We start from the raw sequence: 18,602 nt of genomic DNA on the forward strand, positions 1-18,602 counted from the left end.
CCTTGTTGAGATCCTCTTCCGTTGTTCCCTTGCTGATTCCCATTATTTCCTTGTTGAGATCCTCTTCCATTGTTCCCTTGTCGGTCCCCATTATTTCCCTGTTGAGATTCTCTACTGTTATTCTCCTGTTGATTCCCTCTATTTTCTTGCTGGGATCCTCTTCCATTGTTTTCTTTTATTTGCTTCGATGGCTGTTCTTCTGTTTTCTTTTGTTCTTTATGCTCTGGCTTCTCATATTTTTTTTCTTGTACGGGAGACAAATCCGGTGATGCATCAGGAGATGACTCCGGCTGCAATTGTATCTCTTCTTCGTTTTCCACCGGATTAGACGGCGTGGCAGGAGGCGTAAGCGATTTGTTCTTCTCACTCTCTTGCTTTATATAGACACCTGTGCCAATTCCAGCTTTTCTAGCATTCTCTCGTACTTGCATTGTGCTACTTTGATATTCAACTGTAATATGTTTTAGCTCATATTCTTTCTTTAATTCTTTCATCGCCTTTTCCAACTGTGGTTCTAGTGCCTTGTCCTTTGCAACAGCTGTTAGCATAACTTGCTTATCATTCGTTAAATACTTATCCTCTTGACTTTGCTTTATAATCCTACGTATTACTTCTTGCAATTGTTTATTTTCCCATTGCTTCAATTCTTTTAAAATACGCCTTCCATCATCATTACAAGCCTGCAAATCTATAACACGAAAATCCTTTGTTACGCTCACCTCTAAACTTGGATTTATATCAACTGAGACGTAAGCAAATACTTTTTCTTCTGGTTGGTTGTAGAAAAACAGCACTGCAAATAGAAAACAAGCAACAAGTATTGATGCAGGTTTTAAAAAGGAAGGGATCGAAAAATGCGATGCTTTTTGTTCTTGCTCATCAAATAAGATTTCCTCCCCGATTATGCAAGAATCCCCTTTTCTTTTACACGTAATAAACTCTCCATTTGGTGTTAAAACAACTACGCTATGCTTTTTTATATCCATCACAATTCCTTTATTCATCATGCTTTTCCCCTCTTATGTAATCCAGAATATATGTATAGTTGTTTGCAAAAATAATACACATTGCAATAATGTATTTTCTATGTCGTTCCAACGTTTTACGACTTACCCTAACACGTGGTTCTATATGTTTAAGCGGTAACTTTTTCTTTCGGAACAGCTCTTCCATCATTTCCTCTTCTTTTATAATAATTTTTACAATTTCTATTAAGTGCTCACGTGTATCACGATGCTTAGGAGATTCTTTAGCAAGCTCTGAGAATGTGATTTTAAACTCAGCTAGCACACTTTGAAAATGAAGAATTTCCTCCTTACGGTTACTATTTTCCATCTCTTTCATATACTCCGTAAGCGATACTTGCATTTCTAACATTTCCTCTTGCTCATCTTCTTTTAAAAAGACAAAGTTATGTTTAGACTCCTTACGTATATAGTCAATTACATCTCTTTTTATAAGAAGATCAGCAAACGCTAAAAAGGATTTTCCTTTTGTATATGAATACTGTTCAATTGCTTCGTTAAACGCAAACAATCCAATGCTATATTCATCATCCTGTTCTGTAATATATCGGCGGCAGACAGATGAGATTGATTTTCTAATAAAAGGCTGATACTGTACGATAAACGCTTCTTTGTCTTCTTCGTTGTTTTGTATGTTACATACGATATCTTCTATTTTCGGTTTTCTTAAGATCTTCATTACTAAACTCAACACTTGTAATCTCCCAGCCTCCTTCAAATAGCAAAATGGCCACTACACAAGTGACCATTTAACCAGATTTTCTTGGTACTTTTCTTCGGTCTTGTCTTCTTGCTGTTAGTTATATTTTTCGATTCTAACTTTTCCTAACGTTTTCTTAATGATTTTCCTTTTCTCTCGGCACAAAAGTTAAGTTTTAATTTTTATCTACTTTCTTATTTTCTACCGTTCGTTTTGCTTATTCTTTTTCTATTTTATCTGCAATCCTTGAATAACTCTTCTCTATATCATTGGTAATTTCATCCTTTTATTTCGGATGCCCACTTAATCTAGTAAATTTATTAATGCTTCTATATTCTTTCATAGTCATTTTTCTTCTATTTATTTTCTTCACTATACATATTCGGAGGAATACATAGTTTTATGGGGGTCAAAAAATATTTTTTTAAAAAATACATATTTATTTCAAAAATAAAAACCATCAATTTGAAAAAGGATAATCAAATTGATGGTTTTCTTATAATATCTATTAAATTGGATTCTCATTTTGTACATTTTATCATGATTGAGGAGAGAAAAGATTAATATAAACCGATGCAGCTAAGTCATATTATCGAATCGAATGTAGTGTAATCACATATTTCTCATTCTCTTAAGTAAGGACTAAAAATAACCTATCCATAGAGCTACTAAAACCACTACGAATAAAGCAAAGCAACATGTAATATTTCGAATCCACTTTTGTATATCATCAAAATACTTTTCTATAAATGCAGTGTAAATAGAAAGCATAAGAAGTAGCACAATGAAAGTAAAGGATCCCAATTTATCGTTAAATCTTTCATTAGTAAATGTACTTACATGAAGGAATAGAAAAACAAACGTTACTATGAATAGCTCAAATAGCCTTTTTTATTCTCCCCACCACCTTACAGTAATTCCCTTTTATTCCATTTTATCAGAACATACTGTGTAGCAGTATATGAATATTATATTCATTTCAAAAAGGCCAACAATACAAGATCATTAGCCTCTACTTTCCATATTCGCACCTTTTATCACTTTACTTCCTAACAACCGGAATCCACATTTCACCAAATACTAGGCCATTTCTCTGTCCCATCTCAACCGTTGTATTCGGTCCACCAACATAGGCAAAATCCTTTGCTTCTGGTAAAGCTTGACCGAAGGCGATGCCAGTAAGCTTATTACTTAGCTCTTTAGCCGTTTTGTCTTCCCCTTTCACTACTAAGTATTCTCCCCTCGGAAACTGAATCACTCTAGATTCTTCTTCTATTTGTGCTTCTGTCATGACACCCGCATAATACATCATTTTGTTATTCACCGCTTCGCTCACGGAAAAAATGTATTCATTTGTAGCTAAAGCTTTTAAAGTGTCCAGCCTTCCATCTTCTTTAACAGCCGACCAAAAGTCTTCCTTTTCTTTATTTATCCCAGCAAAGTCTGTATAGTCACTCTTAATTTCAGTTCCAATACCTAACACAATAAAGCTATCTTTTTCTTCAATCGTATAATTCTTCATATTCAAAACCTTCCTTCTTTTAAAATGATTCAAATGATTTATCTTTTCATCTGATACGTTTATAATACCTTTAAACCATGTCAAAAAATGATACTGTTTAGGAGACCAAAATGAAAAAAGTTGAACGGATTAATACAATTATGCGGTATATCAACAACCGCTCCCACTTTACAATATCTGAAATTATACAAGAATTTAACATATCACGGTCGACAGCTATTAGAGACATTAGAGAAATTGAAGCTATGGGAATGCCACTTGTCGTTGAAGTTGGGAGGACCGGGGGATATTTTGTTATGCACAACTCTATCCTGCCCGTTGTTCGCTTTACTGATAATGAAGTGAAAGCTCTTTTTATTGCCTTTATGGCTACGAGGAATCAACAACTTCCCTACCTAAAGAGTCGTCAATCTTTAGCCGAAAAACTACTAGGACTCATCTCAGAAACCCAGCAAGATGATCTCGTTCTTTTAAATCAACTCTTGCTTTTCCAAGGGACTAATCCTTATAATCCCGATCTACTTGAGCTTTCTGATCTCCCCCATCCTATGTTAGAAAAACTCATTCAAATCCTTCTTTTAGATAACCATTTATTGATTACTATGAAAGAAGATGAAGAAATCAAGTCTTATCCAATTTATCTATTGCACCTTTATCAAGAAAAAAGCCATTGGATCATTGAAGGGTTTGACTTAAAAGAAGAAAAGAAGATGATGTTTCCTGTCGATGATCTCATTAATATCGAACCATACACGACGAACAAAAGGCTAAATAAGAAAAAGATTTTAGAAAAACTAAGTAAGAAGGACGAAGCAATTAACCTTGTATTTGAACTTGGTCCGACAGCAATTGCCCAGTTCAAAAAATACCATCCTTTAAAAATTTCAATATCTTATACTAATCCTTACCAATCCACAGCCATTTTAAAAACTTTTATCAATGTTAACAATCCCGATGAAGTGATGGAAATAATAAATTGGCTGCTTTTTCTAGGGAAGGATATTAAAATCAAAGAAATACCCGATGAAGTATTAGCAGATTTACAAAAACGAGTGTGCTTATACATTCCATAAGCAGTGAGCCTCAAATATTAAGCTTTATCACTGGATAATTATCCTATTTTTAAATACCATTTCATTTACTACAATGAGAGCATGATAAATAATAAAAGCACGGAAAATCTCCCGTGCTTTTCTAAATATATATTATTCCTGAAGGTTTCGTTTATCTCGTTTCTTACCCTAACTGACGTTTAAATGCTTTACTGGCGAAAAAGTAAGAGATGACCATTATACCTACGCACCAAGCGAGTGCAATCCAAATATCGTTACCCACAGTTCCTTCATATAAAAGAGCACGAATCGCATTCACGATTGAAGTTACAGGCTGATTCTCTGCAAACGCACGAACAATTTTTGGCATCGTTTCGGTAGGCACAAAGGCCGAACTAATAAATGGAAGAAAAACTAGCGGGTACGAGTAAGCAGTCGCCCCTTCCATAGACTTCGCTTTCAATCCTGGAATGATAGCTAGCCATGTTAGCGCCAGCGTAAACATCCCAAGTATTCCAGCTACCGCGAGCCACTCTAGAATATTAGCACTGGAACGGAAACCCATTAATAATGCAACAAGAATAACCACCACGATAGTAAGTACATTAGCAACAAAAGAGGTTAAAACGTGAGCCCACAATATCGATGAGCGCTTAATAGGCATCGTAATGAAACGTGCCATCAGCCCACTCTTTACATCCGTAAATAGTCGCACGGAAGTGTAAGCTACACCGGATGCGATAGCCATTAGCAAAATTCCCGGCAATAAATAATTAACGTAGTTATCCGTTCCTGTCTTTATAGCCCCGCCAAATACGTAAACAAATAATAGCATCATCATAATCGGTGTAATTGCTACCGTAATAATTGTATCCGGACTACGCATAATATTGCGCATTAAGCGCCCTAGTAATACCCCTGTTTTGCTTTTCATTTACATCTCCTCCTTTTTACCGATAATCGCAAGGAAAATTTCTTCCAACGTCGGCTGCTTCTCGATATACTCTACTTTTGCTGGCGGGAACATCTCTTTCAGTTCAGTAAGAGTACCTGTCGTAATAATTTTTCCGCCATGCAAAATAGCGATACGGTCCGCCAGTTGTTCCGCTTCCTCCAAGTACTGAGTAGTGAGCAAGATCGTTGTGCCGCTGCCGGCAAGTTCCTTGACGGTATCCCACACTTCGATCCGCGCTTCCGGATCAAGTCCAGTCGTTGGTTCGTCAAGAAAAATAACTGCTGGCGCCCCAATCAAACTCATCGCGATATCAAGTCGGCGCTTCATCCCGCCTGAATACTGGTCTGCCCTCTGGTTGGCCGCATCAGTCAGGCTAAATCTTGCAAGTAGATTATCAGCAACTTGTGCGGGATTGGAAACACCACGTAACTTAGCGATCATTATCAAGTTTTCCCTTCCAGTAAGCATGCCGTCTAAAGCTGCGAACTGTCCTGTCAAACTGATGCTTTGACGAACATGATCTGGTTGTCGCTGGACGTCAAAACCGCAAATACTCACTTCACCATCATCTTGTTTCATTAACGTCGAAAGGATATTGACCGTTGTCGTCTTTCCCGCTCCATTTGAGCCTAGCAGCGCAAAAATTTCGCCACGCTGCACCTCAAAATCCACTCCCTCTAAGACTTCTTTATCTTTAAAAGATTTTTTTAACCCTTTTATAGAAATTGCTGCATTGCTCATACTTTTTCCCCCTTATAGAATTAGATTACATACACCCTCTATTTAGTATCACTGATAATCTGTATTACTTAGTACTGGTTTAAAAATATAACTGAATAGCGATGGCGGCAATTCACATTTGTAACCAGCTAATCAGTCGGTATTACTAATTGCATTTATTTTTTTCTCAATTTCTTCATAATACTTTCATTCAAATCTTCACGATACTTGGAGACATACGTTTTAGCGTTTGCCACTAGTTCGTCAGCAAAGGAAGCCACGTCATCCCCAGTAATGTCAAGCACTTGTCTTCCTTCCGCTGCACCCGCTTCGAACAAATCGATTAATTCATACTGTATGTGTAACATATCCATCCCGTTACCCGCTGAGAAATTCCACATGTAGTTTTGAATTTTCTTAAATACAAATTGGTAGTCCTCTGGCAGAGCCTCAACTCGTGCCATCATCATTTTGTACTCTTTTTTATCACCAATTAACTTTTTGAACATTTCTAACATCTTATTTTCCTCCTTTTTTATAAAGCCGAACAAGAAATTCTCAAAGTATCGGCCAGAACATTTTATCTTATGAACCTATTTTGACTTCAAGACGTTAATTTTTGACGATACAAAATCCCATTTTTCCCAAAACAATTCAAGCTCCTGGCGGCCTTCTTCATTTAATGAATAAAACTTACGAGGAGGCCCCATATCTGATGGTTTCTTTTCAATATTCACAAGCTTTTTCTTCTCTAATCGTACGAGGATAGTATACACCGTACCTTCTACAACTTCGGTAAACCCAAGATCATTCAGGTGGCGGGTAATCTCATAGCCATACGTTTCACGGCGACTAATGATTTCCAGTACACACCCTTCCAGTGAACCTTTCAGCATTTCAGTTAAATTTTCCATGTCCTGATCCTCCTTTACCCCCTATTCTGTCTGGCTTATATTCAGTACTACAGAGTACTAAGGCGAATTTTTACTGAATAGCTTTTGAGTAAAACTACACTATTCAGTATTACTTATTACAACTACATTGTATGACTAAGTAGTTGTGGATGTCAACTTTATTTTCAAAAAAATTAAAAATCCGCTTTACCCTAACCGGATACAGTCTCCTTTTTTTGTTGTAAGGGCCGTCAAACTAGTAAAACAGCGCTGATTCAAAGTGTAATTTAAATCAGCTCTGCTTTATTGTTTTCATACCGATATATCATGTTTTTTCACGATACAAATTGTTTCTCACTACCATTCCCATTGCATATAAAGCATAAAGGCAAGTGCGGTCAGAGAAAATTCCCAGAGATTATCCGTACATGATACGAGCCCCTAAAATACAATTCTGTTAGAAATTTGTTCTCTATATTCTCTTTTATTTTATTTCTGATAGTTGATTCACAACACTATCTAAAAATTTTTCTACCTTTTCTTTTGATGTATCCGGCGCATGATAACCAATCGTAAATGTAAGTCTTCCATTATAAGAGCTTACTCCCATTGAAAAGAATGGTGCATACATAATAGGCGATGCCATATACCCGTCCTCAGCTTGAATTTGACCAAACTGAATAGGTTCCTCAGCGATCACTCCCAAATTTGTCAGTAATGGCAACGCCATCCCCATCTGTACAGCCTCTTCATATTGCTGATTATACATTTCCTTCACTGTAGATAGCTTCATTTCTGCCAGTAGCTCCATTCCTGCTGCTGAAGAAAGACCTGGATTTTGAGACTTTATTTTATCCATTGATTGTTTAACTCGAACAAGAGTCTGCTTAAATGTTTCATCGTCTTCCATTTTAATCACTGACATTTCCATACCGGATAAGTTGCAAATAGCACCAGTTGTATTATTAGGCAGATATCGACGTAAATCAATTGTCAAGCCAATCATTTTTTCTGCAGTGCGAGGTTCTGCATACACAGTGAAATGTGATAAAGCTCGGAAGTATGCAGTCATGATTACATCATTCAAGGTAGCCTGTTGTGCTTTTGTCCATTGGGTTAAACGTAGAGTTTGCTCATGGCTCAATCGCCGTACGGACATTTGGGGAAATTTATTTTTGTTAGGTTGAGATGGAAAAGACCATAACGATGCCTGTTGTTCTTGGTTAGGACGATACGCACTTTTTATGTCCGATATTCCAGCGTATTTGAATACATGTGATTGATCTCGACAACTCTCATTTCCCTCATCAAATTCCTTTATAATTTGCTTCTTAGACCGTCCCAATGAAAGGTGCGTATATATTGTTCCAAGCAATTTAATATATTCCTTGACTCCTGCACCATCTGAACATAGATGAGATAATTTCACAACTAACATATCTGTTGTAGTGCCCCGTAATAATTTCGTTTGAACCATAGGCCCCTGTATACGATCACCAGGTTCTTTAATAAAATCTATTGCCATTATTTCAAGTTCTTGATTATTTCCTTCTGCAAAAAAGCAAATAGATGAGTTAGTGTCAGATGAATGTTCCTTCCAGTAAGGAATATCATTTTCTACAAACCGGCTGTTCAAAACTGGTTGCAATTGCAACGTTATCCTTACTGATTCTTCAAGTATTTCCTTGGATATACCTACAGGAAAATAAAGAACTGCATTAATTTGTTGATCTGCAGAATAAAGACCTAATACATAATTCATTCGATCTTGTGGTGTTACTGAATACTTTCTTTTCTCCATAATTCCGTCCCCCTTTAAGACTTTTTGTATAACCCTATTTTCCATATGCTTGTAATTTTTCTAGTCATTTTTCTTCAAGAGCTAATAACGCTTATTTTTCGAATTTTTAACGAAATCATCTTCTCCGTATTGGTTTCATTCTTTTTGCAGGTGATATATCCATTATTTTATTGTTATTAACACTGCCTAACCTCCCAATGAAACCAAACAAAAATAAATTAAGTTTACATATACATAAACATTTTATTATAACGTCTATAAATTATCAATACAGCAAATAAATCATTTTTATGTCTGTCAATAAAAAACAATATATTCAAGGGCTACTTCATAATAAAAGATTGATGTGCATGTATATGTACCCATATCACTATCAAAATAAGAATGAGAATTTTTTCAACAAAAATAAGCTGCAGATATTGATTTTACAGTAAAAAAAGCCCCTCCATTTTGAAAATGAGTAGGGCTATTTCCAATTTGAATTTTATAAAAGAATGATTATCATAAATAATATTTTACTTTTTAGTCTACCTTATTATTTTTAATCCATTTTCCTAATAAATGAATGGATTTTATTCATATAATTTGAGGTGGTATCGTTGGTTTTTAAAAATAGAAAGCTTATTTTCAAATCAAATGAAAAAGAGGTGAAATTATAGATATTCATGTAAAAATTTCGTTTTGGGGATACTTAAAATCTTAAGGTGATGGGCATGTGGTGTTACACTTTAAAAGCTTTATAAAATTATAAAATTTATAGATATAGCAAATTTTCTTTATTAATAATCATTTGTATGTATGTACGTTTACTCACACACATACAAATGATTTATAAAGCCACAATTAAGTGAAAACATCTTTTCCGTTACGATAACATCATAGCCATATCTTCTGCTGCATTTGTAATTAGTTTTAAACCAAATGTTTCTTGTAATACATCAAGCACGCCAGCTGAAATAAATTCAGGAGCCTTTGGACCGATGCGAATATCTTGAATCCCAAGACTAAATAGCCCTAGTAAAATGGCAACCGCTTTTTGTTCAAACCATGATAGGACAATACTTACTGGCAATTCATTCACTTCACATTGAAAAGCATCAGCTAAAGCAGCCGCTATTTTCACTGTAGAAATTGAATTATTGCACTGTCCTAAATCAATGTAACGCGGAATTTCCGTACCAGGTACAACACCGTAATCCACATCATTAAAGCGGAATTTCCCGCAAGAAGTTGTTAAAATAACCGTTTCTGGCGGAAGTGACGTTGCTAATTCACGATAATATTCTCCGCTTTTTCCCGGTGCATCACAACCGGCGATAACAAAGAAACGCTTTATTTTCCCTTTTTTTACTGCGTCAATAATTTCTGGAGCTAATGATAATACTGTATTATGATGAAACCCTGTCACTAACTGTTCATCCGACTCCATATGTACTTCTGGAAGTTCTAGCGTTTTTTGAATTAACTTTGTAAAATCATCATTTTCAATTTTTTGTACACCTTCTAAACCTGCAATGTCATATGAAAAGAATCGATCAGAGTACGAGCCTTTAATTGGCATAACACAGTTCGTTGTAGCTAATATGGCACCAGTAAATTTTTCAAAAAGGCGTCTTTGATCATACCATGCCTTACCGATGTTTCCTTTTAAATGTTTATATTTTTTCAGCTGCGGGTATCCGTGTGCTGGTAGCATTTCAGAATGCGTATAAATATTAATGTCTTTTCCTTCTGTTTGCTTTAATAGTTCTTCTAATGCAAATAAATTATGGCCCGTAACTACAATTGCTTTACCTTCTACACAATTTTGTGTAATTTGTACAGGTTCTGGCACACCAAAATGATTCGTATGTGCCTCATCCAATAACTCCATCACCCGTAAAGCTGATTTCCCAACTTTCATAGCCATATCAATATGCTCTTGTTCGTTAAAATTAGAATTTGTTAATGTCATATATAAAGCTTCTTGTGTTGTAGCATCTACAAATGCATCCGTATACCCTAGCTGAGCAGCATGTGTGCGATAAGCTGCAATTCCTTTTAGCCCAAACACAATCGTATCTTGTAAACTCGCAATCGTTTCATTCTTACCACAAACACCCATCACTTTACATCCGCCTGTTGGCGTTTGTTCACATTGATAACAAAACATATCATCCCACCCTCTCCCAATCATTTATTACACCTTAAGCATAATACCCATTGAAAAAAAGTGATGTGATATCAATCACAATAATAAATAAAGATTTGTGACAGTTCATATTGTTGACATAATATTTTTATTGACACTAAAAAATGTACATTAGTGTGCACACATCTTTCGATACTTTTAAATAGCTAAATAATTAATTTGGAGAAATATATACAACGAAAATTTTTTGAACCCTTATACAAATAGTTGCAATTCATCACATATGAAAATAGACATACAAAAACGCCATCCTTTTCTATCATTCAATAGAAAGAATAGCGTATTTTTTATTTTAAGGAACTATCATTTTTTATTAAAGCCTTTATTGTAAAGCTTTTTATTTACAATACATTTACACTATCTTAACATTACTTACATTATTTATATGATATATTTATATAGAAACTACTTAAGAAATTTCATATACATTTTATCTTTATGATCTCTTATCTAATCAATAAAAAGATCATGTTATATTTTTATAACAGGGGTGAATTAGAATGACTGAAACTTTAAAAACACTTATAATGCTTGATGCTACTTACGTTGTTATAGCAATTATGACAGTTCTAGTATTTGTATACTTGGAATTAAAATCTCAGTAATACATGCTGGCGTAATCGACAGATTCAGCATTTAAATATAGTTAGAAGAAAGAGAGGAGAAAATTATTTCTCCTCTCTTTTGTATTTCTACAATTTCTTATTTTAATAAATCCAATGTATGTAAAAGTAATCCTCTGTCTCCTACTTCTCCATGACCAGGTACTACCGAATCTATATTTCCATATCGCTTCAGCACATTCTCAATCGATGTAGACCATTCATTTACGTATGCATCTGCAACATTTCCTAAATCTTTTGCTTCCGCAGATTTCACTAAACAGCCTCCAGCTAAAATTTTATATTGTGGCAACCAAACAACAATATTATCTTCTGTACGTCCTTTCCCTGGATGGAACGTTTCTACTTTTGTATTGCCAAACTTCAAACTCGTAATTGTTTGTAAATCTCCAAGCGGCTCTTCATATCCATTTTTCTTTGCTAATTCTGCAGTTAATGCTGTACTATGCGCTTTAATACCTCTTTCTTTCAACGTTTTTATTCCGCCAATTCGATCAGCGTGCGCATGTGTAATAATGAAATCCGTTACGCGCTTCTGAAATTTCTTTTCTACCATTTCTATTAGTTCCTTCGTTAATTTGTCATCCCAATCTGAAACTCCACAATATTCATACTTAATCTCCCCTCATTACAAATACTCCATTTTTCTATTACATTTAAAATCAAAATTGTATTTTGTTAAATTATAACATTCAGACTATAATTTATTTATAGCCCATTAACGGAGGTGTTTGCAATGACTCTCTTCGCTTCACCATCATTATTCATAGTAGCAATCATTTCATTTGCACTAGCTTATTTCATCGGAGTAAAACAATACACTTGCCTCTTATCAGGATTCAACGAACGCCGCGTGCTTGATAAAGTGACACTATCAAAAATAGTAGGTCTTTATAATTTAATTGCTGGTGTCATTGCGACAATCGGTAGTGTCTTCACTACTCCTAATGCCAAAATCTTATTTCCTATCATTATAATTGGACACGTTATAATCGCGGCTTATGTAAATACACGCATGGTGCAGTGAAAAAGATCACCCAAATGGGTGATCTTTTTTATAATTTATCAACATATTGCTTCGCTTCTAGTAAGGAAAAACCAAAAGCTTCTCTTACTCTCTTAACTGCTGTAATTTTTTTGCCTTCTTCTACAAGCTGGCGTAGTTCTTTATTAATTTCAGGTTCTCTTTCTACAATTCCCAATTCTTTCGTAATTAATTGTAATCTATCTTCAATTCTCTTTAAACGCGCATCATTTTTCTTTTCAATTGTAGTTAATTTTTCAGCGATATAAATGAATCCAAAGGCTACTATCGGTATAACCATCCAGAATTCCATGAATGTTCCCCCTTACTAACTTTCATTTGTTTTATTTCACTGACTTATCAGCTTTAGTCATTGAAATCATTCATTCCTTACAAGGAAAGGGCAAACTAAAACTTTCTCAAAAATTAGTACTAGACATGATTTCTCCTCAAGGTTGCTCAAAATGGACTGGATTAGGTGTTTTTCTAGATGATTCTAATGAAGAATTACAGATTTATTCACTCGGATGGGGCGTCGGATTTCAATGTATGATGGTTTGTTATCCATACTGCGGGAATGGCGCTGTTATTATGACCAATTCCGATTTAGGTGTTCATCAAATGGAAGGGATCATTGGTGAGGTTGTAAAAACGTTATCCTTATAATGAAAATAAAGAAGCTGTTCCTTCCAGCTTCTTTATCTATATAACATTTTTCGCAACAATTTTTATATGTTCTGGTGCGATAATCTCCGTTATACTTTCCTGGAAATCTTCATGTAACATTTCTTCCAAATGTTCTAACTGCACTTCAACATGAGTGCATTCTAAATTATGTATATTTAATAGTGCATAATGATCTTTTTTCTTAATTACTAAATATTGATTTTCCTCTGTCACAAGTACAGAACCTAATCGGACTCCTAGTAAGCGTTGATCATCAAACTTCATAATTACTTCTCCTTCCCTTATATAAACGAAACTACAATGAAAATAATTACATTTATGGAAAAACACACTTATTTAGACTATATCATAATTTACTAAAATATAAATATCATTTTTCCTTTTAATAAAGTGAAACTTTAATCAGTGGAGGCCTTACTGTCCGTTAATGTGGGATGAAAATCCCTATTTTTTCATATATTTCGATACAAAAAACTTTCTCAACATGAAATTTGAATTTTCAGTTTTTAATTCTATGAAAATCTATTATAATAAAGTTAATAAATGTTTGACCTCTCCTAATTCATGTACATATGGATGATCAGTAGTTATTGCTACTGATCTATTTTTTTGATTTCAGAAAGCAAATATACTGCATCCTTTCCTACACCACAAATAAGCGCAGAGCCTCTTTGAGATTGCCACGGCAATCCGATATAATACAATCCTCTTACTGGACTAACTCCCTTTATATGATTAGGAAACCCTTTCTCATTCACTGCCTGTTCAATTTCAATCCAATTATAATTTTGAACAAAACCAGTTGACCATATAACGCTTTCTGCACTATAAATATCACCATTCTGAAACATAATGTTATTTCCTGATGCACTTACTACTTTTTCTTGTAGTTTGATTGCTCCATTACGAATAAGTTTCTTACCTTCAAAACCGAAAATAGGGTCCTTTCTCTTCTGAAACCATCTTCCCCTCTTTGTATTTATTTCAGCGTACAATAAACCCACTTTTTCTAGCAGATTAAAAATACTTTTTCCAAAAAGTTGTAACGGTAAAAACGTTAAGGGATGACTAATAGACACCGTAACTTCATGCGTTTTTGCAAGTTCTACTGCGATTTGCATTCCTGAATTTCCGCCACCTACTACAAGTACCTTCCCCTGTGGAATTTGCGATGATGATCTATATTGTGATGAATGTATTTGAAAAATATGTGGTGAAAGATTTTCTGAAACTGAGGGAATAAATGGTTGCTGAAAACCACCTGATGCAATAATAACTTTTTTCGTTTGTAAAATTTCTGTAGGAGTATGTAATTCAAATATTTCTTTTTCTTTCTTTATTTTTAGAACTTCCGTTTGTAATTGTACCGGTAATTGAAAATGTCTTGCATATTCTTCTAAATAAGTTGCAATTTCATCTTTATGTGGAAATTCATTCCTTGCTCCTTTTAATATCCTACCTGGTAAACTACTATATTCACTCGGTGTAAAGAGCCGCAAAGAATCATATCTATTTCTCCATGAATCACCAATTCGGTTTCCTGCCTCGAGTAATAAAAAATTATATCCTGCCTGCTTCAAGTAGTATCCTATTGTCAATCCCGCTTGACCAGCTCCAACAATGATTGCATCTAACATCTTTTCCCTCCTCCTTACAACAAATGAATATATGCTCATTTGTTCATGTATTTTATCATACGATTTATTTTTCAATAATTCAATCTGTTTAACAACATGAAAAAGAGCAGTTCACTACTTTATGAACTACTCTTCATTACATTTACCACGTAACTACACTACTTAACCCATGAATATTTGTATATGAATCCTTTCTACTCCGACAATTTTTCCTCATAAAATATAATTCTATTTAAAAACGGATCAATCACAGTTAATTCAATTGTACCCCAAGGTGTTTTTTCTATATTCGGCTTCGAATAAGCATATTCTTTACTTAATAATACAGAATGATAATCCTTTACATCATCTATTTTGATCCGAATCGTACCACCTGGTGAGGCATCACCATGATGTTCTGATAAATGTATCACAGTATCATCTAACGAAATTTGTATATATAATGGCATATTTTCCTCATACCGATGTTCCCAATCCAGTTTAAATCCTAAAAAACCTATGTAAAATAGTTTTGCTTTTTCAATATCAAAAATTCTAAATATAGGTGTAATCATTTATAACTTCATCTCCTATTTATAAACATCCGCAGCCAATTCCCTCAAAACATCCACATTCACTACTTCAAAGCAACCATTGTTTTTCTTTATAATCTCTTTATCACAAAAAATATTTAATGTACGTAATAGGTGCCGATAACTCGTTCCTAACAATTCAGCTGTTTCCGTTAAATTCCCACTAAACACAATTCGATTTCCGTGCTGCACCGCTCGTTCCCCTGCTGCTAACATGTAACTTGCAAGTCTATTTTCAAGTGGATATAGTAAATTAATTGTACTATTTTTTGAAAGTCGATTTAACTTATGTGCTAACGATCCACAAATACATCTTAAAAATTTCGCATCATGAAATAGCTGATTTCTCACTTTTCCTAAAGGTAAAGCAACACAATATGAATCTGCCATTACTTGTACGTTTGAAGCAGTCTTTTGAGAATGAATTAACTCAACATCTCCTAACAGCTGCAAACTATCATAGAAACATAGCAATACAGATTTCCCGTTACTTAATGTATTAAACGCTTTCGCTTTTCCTTCAACGAAGAAAAATAAATACTCTATTTCTTCATTTTCTCTACAAATAAACTCATTCTTTTTAAAAAATATAAGTTCCATATATGGCTTCATATCATGACTAAAAAATGAATCAATATTATTTTTCTTCATATACTCTGCTAGTTTAATAGAATTACATACTTTCTTCATAGTCCCCCACCTTTACAACTCATCCCCATTGTAATTAAAATTTTCTTCTTCCACTATGACATATGTCATAACAATACACAATTTCAGCATGATACAGTCATTACAAATATGAAATATAAAGGGGATATTACATTGTATAACTTTCTTTCTGTCTTTATTGGTGTGCTCATCGCCGTTATGCTCCCATTGAATGGAATTTTATCCGAGTTAATTGGGAAGTATACAGCAAGCGTTGTCATTCACCTCGTCGGTTTAATTGCAGTTATCTTCATTTTAATCTTAAACAAACATAAAATTCATTTCGATAAAGGTATTCCGATTTTTTTATATAGCGCTGGAGCGATTGGAGTATTCACTGTTCTTTTTAATAATATAAGTTTCTCCGTCCTCGGTGCCTCTATTACGATCGCATTAAGTTTACTCGGTCAATCTATTGCTTCCATCGTTATTGATCATTTCGGCTTATTAGGAATGAAAGTTGCAAAGTTTGAAAAGAAAAAACTAGTTGGATTAGCATTCATCTCTTCTGGGATTATTATCATGACAATTTATTAATGGGGGCAAAAATATGTTATATATTACGATCGCTATTTTAGCTGGTGTTTCTATCGTCGTTGCTAGAATTATTAACGCGAATTTAGCAAAGGAAATTGGAAACTGGGAAGGCACGTTTTTCAATTATATTACTGGATTATTTTTCTCTATGTTATTTTTAATTTTCAGTTCAGATTCATTGTATATCCCTATTCATACGTTGCAATCTATTCCTATCGCCGTGTACTTAGGCGGATTAGTAGGCGTTATCGTTATTTCATTATCCAACTATATTACTCCTAAAATATCAGCCTTTTATTTAACATTACTCATCTTTATCGGACAATTATTTGCGGGGACTATTATTGATTTCTTCCTGACAAATGAACTCTCTATCGGTAAAGTTATCGGTGGCATTTTCGTATTAATTGGGCTCACTTACAATTTACTCATAGATCGCCCGATAAAAACTGTGAAGCATAACCAAGTTCAACTATAATACTTTACGCTTACCTATCATATATTAATAGAAAAGCTCTTCACACAAAGTAATAGAGAGGAGAAAATCCTATTAAAAAAATTATTTTATTGTTAGGTAGCGTATTAATTATTTCTGGAATTGTATGGTTTGTAAACTCGGGAAAATCTATTCAAGATCTGTATACTGCAAATAAGCCGAAAAAGAAAGCTACTATTATTTCAAGCTCCCGAGATCCAAATGAGCCTCCTGTTTTTTTAGGAAAACAGGAAATAAAAGATATACATGTCGAATCAATTAAAACAAAAAAGGATATCTTTCTCACAAAAACAGATGAGTTAAAAACGTTTATTAACAGTATGAATACCGCAAAAAAAGGCAAATTAACATTGGATGAGGAAGGATCAGATTTAATAGATTGTGATATGTGGATTACTTTCGAAGATGGAACTTATAAAAAATATTTCATATGGGTAGTTGATCATCACAACAGCGAAGTGATGATTGCTCAGCAAGATACTCCTGATGATGTAAACCTTACGTACTATCAGTTAAACGAAGATAGTTCAAAAAAAGTTTATAATTTATTTAAAAAAATTATTTAAACGAAAAAGTCATGAGCACGCGAGCTCATGACTTTTTGCACTATATATACTCCGGGAACACTTTACATCCCTTTTCCTGCTCTATATCATGACCAAAGAAAATAATTGGTTTCTCTTTCGCCACAACTTCTTTTAAACGTTTAATTGAAGATAAAGCTAATTCTGAATCAAATCCTGCAAACGGCACTTCATCTTCAAAATTCTCTTTCGTATAAGATGCATCAATCGTTAATAATATCGGACCGGATTTTTCTGTCTCAATTAACAGTGACTGATGCCCTGGCGAATGTCCTGGTGTATACAATAACCGAACACCAGGTACCACTTCATAATCCCCTTCAATAATTTTGTAGTTCAAATGCGGCAATATACACTCTTTCAAATATTCTTCTCTATATTGCGCCGCCTCATATTCAGCACGCTGTATAATGATTGGCGTATTCGAAAAAGCACCATTTCCTCCCGCATGATCAAAATGCAAATGTGAACTAATAATATATAGGAGATCATCTGGCTCATACCCTGCACGCTTTAAAATAGTTATGATTCTATCTTCTTCAGTCATTTTCGGTAAAATCTGTCCTTCAACAAATGTACCGTTAAAAAGACCTTCATTATTAACCGCAATTTCTGGCATACCTGTATCTACTAAAATAGGCCCTTCTTCCGTCTCCAAAAGATAACACCATACAGGTAAGTTCAATAAATTTCCCGGTGTGAGCGTACTATTAACAGAAGAATGGTCTAACATACAACGACCTGCTGGGATGAAATAAAGCTTTTTTACTGTCATTATGTATCCACCTTTACATTTAATTTAAGATAAAGTAACACAATAAAAAATTCTGCTTTTTAGAAATAAACTCCTTCCACACTTTCATACCAGCATAAAT

The 18,602-nt window shown here is 34.3% G+C and carries 21 protein-coding genes and 2 pseudogenes; 6 read left to right on the top strand and 17 right to left on the bottom strand.

Features of this window, described 5'->3' with window-relative positions; genetic code table 11:
* The 4 genes from MR160_RS17860 to MR160_RS17875 form a co-directional block, all read right to left on the bottom strand.
* A partial coding sequence (locus MR160_RS17860; protein ID WP_000981214.1) for an anti-sigma-I factor RsgI family protein occupies positions 1–1,007 on the bottom strand: 1,007 nt, incomplete at its 3' end.
* Positions 997–1,719, bottom strand: coding sequence for an RNA polymerase sigma factor SigI (gene sigI, locus MR160_RS17865; RefSeq protein ID WP_002082432.1), 723 nt, complete (start codon positions 1,717–1,719; stop codon positions 997–999). The genes sigI and MR160_RS17860, both read right to left, overlap by 11 nt.
* A 648-nt stretch (positions 1,720–2,367) precedes the next feature.
* Positions 2,368–2,595 carry a DUF3963 domain-containing protein gene (locus tag MR160_RS17870; RefSeq protein ID WP_082180115.1) on the bottom strand — a complete coding sequence of 76 codons (228 nt, stop codon included), beginning with the start codon at positions 2,593–2,595 and terminating at the stop codon, positions 2,368–2,370.
* Positions 2,596–2,767: 172 nt separating this feature from the next.
* Complete coding sequence (locus MR160_RS17875) at positions 2,768–3,247, bottom strand: GyrI-like domain-containing protein (protein WP_000801030.1); 480 nt, start codon at positions 3,245–3,247, stop codon at positions 2,768–2,770.
* Between the two features lie 110 nt (positions 3,248–3,357).
* On the opposite strand from MR160_RS17875, the gene MR160_RS17880 reads away from it, so the two are divergent.
* Positions 3,358–4,320, top strand: a complete 963-nt coding sequence (locus MR160_RS17880; RefSeq protein ID WP_242297823.1) for a helix-turn-helix transcriptional regulator — start codon at positions 3,358–3,360, stop codon at positions 4,318–4,320.
* Positions 4,321–4,483: 163 nt separating this feature from the next.
* Here the strand turns inward: MR160_RS17880 and MR160_RS17885 are convergent, their stop codons facing one another.
* The 7 genes and pseudogenes from MR160_RS17885 to bla all read right to left on the bottom strand — a co-directional run.
* Positions 4,484–5,233 (bottom strand): ABC transporter permease, encoded by a 750-nt coding sequence (locus MR160_RS17885; RefSeq protein WP_000837798.1) that lies wholly within the window; start codon positions 5,231–5,233, stop codon positions 4,484–4,486.
* Positions 5,234–5,995 (bottom strand): ABC transporter ATP-binding protein, encoded by a 762-nt coding sequence (locus tag MR160_RS17890; protein ID WP_000063306.1) that lies wholly within the window; start codon positions 5,993–5,995, stop codon positions 5,234–5,236.
* Positions 5,996–6,150: 155 nt separating this feature from the next.
* On the bottom strand, positions 6,151–6,492 hold the full coding sequence (locus MR160_RS17895) for a DUF1048 domain-containing protein (RefSeq protein ID WP_000891986.1): 342 nt from the start codon (positions 6,490–6,492) through the stop codon (positions 6,151–6,153).
* A gap of 75 nt (positions 6,493–6,567) precedes the next feature.
* Entirely contained in the window at positions 6,568–6,888 is a 321-nt protein-coding gene (locus MR160_RS17900) for a PadR family transcriptional regulator (protein WP_000429487.1), read from the bottom strand.
* Positions 6,889–7,351: 463 nt separating this feature from the next.
* Positions 7,352–8,668, bottom strand: coding sequence for a condensation domain-containing protein (locus MR160_RS17905; protein WP_098900547.1), 1,317 nt, complete (start codon positions 8,666–8,668; stop codon positions 7,352–7,354).
* Between the two features lie 865 nt (positions 8,669–9,533).
* Entirely contained in the window at positions 9,534–10,820 is a 1,287-nt protein-coding gene (gene hcp, locus MR160_RS17910; protein WP_242297825.1) for a hydroxylamine reductase, read from the bottom strand.
* A gap of 741 nt (positions 10,821–11,561) precedes the next feature.
* A pseudogene (bla, locus tag MR160_RS17915) lies at positions 11,562–12,077 on the bottom strand (subclass B1 metallo-beta-lactamase); the annotation flags it as partial.
* Between the two features lie 141 nt (positions 12,078–12,218).
* Here bla and MR160_RS17920 point away from each other — a divergent pair.
* A complete protein-coding gene (locus MR160_RS17920; RefSeq protein ID WP_000171767.1) occupies positions 12,219–12,509 on the top strand; it encodes a DUF3784 domain-containing protein in 291 nt (96 codons plus the stop codon).
* Positions 12,510–12,537: 28 nt separating this feature from the next.
* Here MR160_RS17920 and MR160_RS17925 read toward each other — a convergent pair whose 3' ends face one another.
* On the bottom strand, positions 12,538–12,819 hold the full coding sequence (locus MR160_RS17925) for a hypothetical protein (RefSeq protein ID WP_000397727.1): 282 nt from the start codon (positions 12,817–12,819) through the stop codon (positions 12,538–12,540).
* Positions 12,820–12,857: 38 nt separating this feature from the next.
* Between MR160_RS17925 and MR160_RS17930 the strand changes: the two are divergent.
* Positions 12,858–13,172, top strand: a pseudogene (locus MR160_RS17930) (serine hydrolase domain-containing protein); the annotation flags it as partial.
* A gap of 36 nt (positions 13,173–13,208) precedes the next feature.
* Here MR160_RS17930 and MR160_RS17935 read toward each other — a convergent pair.
* From MR160_RS17935 to yeiL, 4 genes are all read right to left on the bottom strand, one after another.
* Positions 13,209–13,457: a hypothetical protein gene (locus MR160_RS17935; protein WP_000666947.1), complete on the bottom strand. Its 249-nt coding sequence runs from the start codon at positions 13,455–13,457 to the stop codon at positions 13,209–13,211.
* Between the two features lie 329 nt (positions 13,458–13,786).
* Entirely contained in the window at positions 13,787–14,830 is a 1,044-nt protein-coding gene (locus tag MR160_RS17940; RefSeq protein ID WP_000882899.1) for a flavin-containing monooxygenase, read from the bottom strand.
* Between the two features lie 194 nt (positions 14,831–15,024).
* Positions 15,025–15,384 carry a glyoxalase superfamily protein gene (locus MR160_RS17945; protein WP_000632390.1) on the bottom strand — a complete coding sequence of 120 codons (360 nt, stop codon included), beginning with the start codon at positions 15,382–15,384 and terminating at the stop codon, positions 15,025–15,027.
* Between the two features lie 15 nt (positions 15,385–15,399).
* Complete coding sequence (gene yeiL / locus MR160_RS17950) at positions 15,400–16,092, bottom strand: transcriptional regulator YeiL (RefSeq protein WP_000754833.1); 693 nt, start codon at positions 16,090–16,092, stop codon at positions 15,400–15,402.
* 108 nt (positions 16,093–16,200) lie between these two features.
* On the opposite strand from yeiL, the gene MR160_RS17955 reads away from it, so the two are divergent.
* The 3 genes from MR160_RS17955 to MR160_RS17965 all read left to right on the top strand — a co-directional run bounded on the left by MR160_RS17955 (position 16,201) and on the right by MR160_RS17965 (position 17,709).
* Complete coding sequence (locus MR160_RS17955; protein ID WP_002082423.1) at positions 16,201–16,647, top strand: DMT family transporter; 447 nt, start codon at positions 16,201–16,203, stop codon at positions 16,645–16,647.
* A 13-nt stretch (positions 16,648–16,660) separates the two neighbouring features.
* Positions 16,661–17,125 (top strand): DMT family transporter, encoded by a 465-nt coding sequence (locus MR160_RS17960; RefSeq protein ID WP_000965812.1) that lies wholly within the window; start codon positions 16,661–16,663, stop codon positions 17,123–17,125.
* An 89-nt stretch (positions 17,126–17,214) separates the two neighbouring features.
* A complete protein-coding gene (locus MR160_RS17965) occupies positions 17,215–17,709 on the top strand; it encodes a YhfM domain-containing protein (protein ID WP_000901705.1) in 495 nt (164 codons plus the stop codon).
* A gap of 40 nt (positions 17,710–17,749) precedes the next feature.
* Here the strand turns inward: MR160_RS17965 and aiiA are convergent, their stop codons facing one another.
* On the bottom strand, positions 17,750–18,502 hold the full coding sequence (aiiA, locus tag MR160_RS17970; protein WP_000216598.1) for a quorum-quenching N-acyl homoserine lactonase AiiA: 753 nt from the start codon (positions 18,500–18,502) through the stop codon (positions 17,750–17,752).
* Positions 18,503–18,602 lie beyond the last annotated feature (100 nt).

Source organism: Bacillus cereus group sp. BfR-BA-01382 (assembly GCF_022663475.1).
Lineage (GTDB): Bacteria > Bacillota > Bacilli > Bacillales > Bacillaceae_G > Bacillus_A > Bacillus_A thuringiensis_S.